This window comes from Streptomyces sp. KLMMK (assembly GCF_036961605.1).
In the GTDB taxonomy this organism is placed as follows: domain Bacteria; phylum Actinomycetota; class Actinomycetes; order Streptomycetales; family Streptomycetaceae; genus Streptomyces; species Streptomyces telluris.
On the sequence record NZ_JBAMDC010000565.1, the window covers coordinates 1 to 3,114 of the forward strand.

The window sequence follows — 3,114 nt, forward strand, 5'->3', positions numbered from 1 at the left end:
AACAGGGACCTCGCAGGGCCGACGCCCGCGAGGTCCCTGTTTTCCTTCGCCTTCCGAATTTCTGGAACAGGTTCTACGGTGTGCGCCGTCAGCGCGGCATACGGCGAGCACCCTGGAGGGGCCGTGGACCTCGAATACACCCCGGAACAGCGGCGCTTCCGCGCCGAGCTGCGGGACTACTTCGCCGGGCTGGTCGCGGGCAGCGACCGCGCCCGCCACGACGACCCGGCCGAGCAGAAGCGCTTCTACCGCGCCACGATCCGCCGCCTCGGCGCGGACGGCCGCCTCGGGACGGGCTGGCCCGTCGAGTACGGGGGCAGCGGCCGGACCCCGATGGAACAGTTCATCTTCTTCGACGAGGCCGCGCAGGCGGGCGTGCCGCTGCCCCTGATGGCGCTCAACACCGTCGGCCCCACCCTCATGCAGTTCGGCACGGACGAGCAGAAGGCGTACTTCCTGCCCCGGATCCTCTCCGGCGAGCTCGACTTCGCCATCGGCTACAGCGAGCCCGGCGCCGGCACCGACCTCGCCTCCCTCACGACGCGGGCCGTGCGCGACGGCGACTCCTACGTCGTCGACGGACAGAAGATCTGGACCACCAACGGCGACACCGCCGACTGGATCTGGCTGGCCGTCCGCACCACCCCCGTCACGGACGGCACACCGCCGCACAAGGGCATCACCCTCCTCCTCGTGCCGACCAGCGCCCCCGGCTACTCCTGCACCACCATCAACACCCTCGCCTCCCACAGCACCACCGCCGGCTACTACGACAACGTCCGCGTCCCCGTCCGCAACCGCGTCGGCGAGGAGAACGGGGGCTGGCGGCTGATCACCACCCAGCTCAACCACGAGCGCGTCACCCTCGCCGCCCACGGCACCACGGCCGTCGGCGCCCTGCGCGACGTACGGCGCTGGGCCGCCGCCACCAAGCTCGCCGACGGGCGCCGCGTCATCGACCTCGGCTGGGTCCGCGCCCGGCTCGCCCGCACCCACCTGCGCCTGGAGGCGATGAAGCTGCTCAACTGGCAGATGGTCGACGCCCTGCAGCGCTCTGCGCTCACCCCGCAGGACGCCTCCGCCGTCAAGGTCTACGGCTCCGAGACCCGCCGCGACGCGTACGCCTGGCTCATGGAGGTCCTCGCCGCGGCCGGCCCCCTCAAGGAGGGCTCCGCCGGCGCCGCCCTCCACGGCGAACTCGAACGCGGCTACCGCGCCGCCGTCGTCTTCACCTTCGGCGGCGGCAACAACGAGATCCAGCGGGAGATCATCTCCTGGATCGGCCTGGGGATGCCGCGCGTGCGCCGCTAACCTGACGACGACAGGAGGTGCCCCATGCCGCACGCCGACCCCGGGCTCTTCGGGCCCGCATCGGTCACCTGGCAGCTGCACGGCGACCCCATGATGTGGATCGCCGGGGTGCGCGCCCTGTGGCTCCAGGCGCTGCACCCGCGCGCGGTCCGCGGCGTCACGCAGAACTCCGACTTCCGCAAGGACGCCTGGGGCCGCCTGCTGCGCACCGCGCATTTCGTGGGCACCACCACGTACGGCACCACCGAGGCCGCCGAGCGCGCGGGAGCGGCCGTCCGCGGCATCCACCGCCGACTGTCCGCCACCGACCCGGACACCGGCGAGCGCTATCCCGTGGACGACCCCGGCCTGCTCCTGTGGGTGCACTGCGCCGAGGTCGACTCCTACCTCCACGTCGTCCGCCGCTCCGGCATCGCGCTCAGCGACGCCCAGGCCGACGCCTACTACGCCGAACACCGGCAGTCCGCCCGGCTCGTCGGCCTCGACCCCGCCGAGGTACCCGACACGGCCGGGCGGATGGCCGCCTACTTCGAGAAGGTGCGGCCCGAGCTCGCCCTCACCCCGGAGGCCCGCGGGGTCGACGCCTTCCTGCGCCGCCCGCCCGTCCCCCTTCCGGTGGTTCCTGTCCGCGAGCTCCTCTGGGGGCGGGCGGCCTCCCTCGCGTACGCCGCGCTGCCCCCCTTCGCCCACGAGCTGTACGGGCGGCAGGCCCCGCCCCCGCACGTCGTCACCCGCCGCCTGCGCGCCGCCGGCGCCGCCCTGCGCACGGTCCCCGCAGACCTCCGCTGGCAGCTGCCGCCCAAGCACATCCTCCGCGCCGTCGCCAGACTCGGCCCCGGTAGCCGTCCCTCCTCCTACAACCTGCACAGACGGCCCGCCATACTGGACGGGCCGGGGGAAGCGCGGGGCATCGACGGGGGCGGCGGCGCGGGATGGCGGAATCCAGGCTGATCCAAGGGCGGTACCGCCTGCTCGAACGCATCGGGCGGGGCGGGATGGGCGAAGTGTGGCGGGCGCTCGACGAGTCGCTCGGCCGGCAGGTCGCCGTCAAGTGCCTCAAACCCATGGGGCCCCGGCACGAGCCGTCGTACCTGCGGGTGCTGCGCGAGCGCTTCCGCCGCGAGGCGCGCGTCGCGGCCGCGCTGCAGCACCGCGGCATCACCGTCATCCACGACTTCGGCGAGTCCGAGGGCGTGCTCTACCTGGTCATGGAGCTCCTCGACGGCCGCAACCTCAGCGAGCTCCTGGAGGACACCGGCGGCCTGCCGCTCAGCCTCCCCGACATCCTGGAGATCGCGGAGCAGGTCGCCGCCTCCCTCGCCTACACCCACCGCCAGGGCGTCGTGCACCGGGACCTCAAACCGGCCAACATCATGCGGCTGGCCGACGGCACGGTGAAGATCTGCGACTTCGGCATCGCCCGGCTGGGCGATTCCCTCTCCTACTCGTCCTCCTTCTCCTCCCGCCTCACCGGCACCGGCATCGCCATGGGCACCCCGCACTACATGTCGCCGGAGCAGATCGGCGGCGGCCCGGTCGACCACCGCAGCGACCTGTACTCCCTGGGGTGCGTGCTGTACGAGATCGCCACCGGCGCCCCGCCGTTCGACATGGACGACGCCTGGGCCGTGCTCGTCGGCCACCGGGACACCGCGCCCGTGCCGCCGCGCACCCACCGCCCCGACCTGCCGGAGGCCTTCGAGCGGATCGTCCTCGACCTGCTCGCCAAGGACCCCGACGACCGCCCTCCCGACGCCGCCGACCTCCACGGGCGCCTGCTCGTCCTGGAGCCGCCGGACCGGC

General features: G+C 73.3%; 3 protein-coding genes. All 3 read left to right on the forward strand.

The genetic code is table 11. The features are described 5' to 3' along the window. Positions 1-123: 123 nt before the first annotated feature. Entirely contained in the window at positions 124-1,311 is a 1,188-nt protein-coding gene (locus V7793_RS35565; protein WP_336013812.1) for an acyl-CoA dehydrogenase family protein, read from the forward strand. A gap of 24 nt (positions 1,312-1,335) precedes the next feature. After that, a complete protein-coding gene (locus V7793_RS35570) occupies positions 1,336-2,262 on the forward strand; it encodes an oxygenase MpaB family protein (RefSeq protein WP_336013813.1) in 927 nt (308 codons plus the stop codon). Then, positions 2,244-3,114, forward strand: an 871-nt coding sequence (locus V7793_RS35575; RefSeq protein ID WP_336013814.1) for a serine/threonine-protein kinase, incomplete at its 3' end; no start/stop codon positions are given. The genes V7793_RS35570 and V7793_RS35575, both read left to right, overlap by 19 nt.

What these genes read in the sequence shown, in the direction of transcription:
- V7793_RS35570 (WP_336013813.1), top strand. Translation starts at nt 1,336, where the DNA reads ATGCCGCACGCCGACCCCGGGCTCTTCGGGCCCGCATCGGTCACCTGG.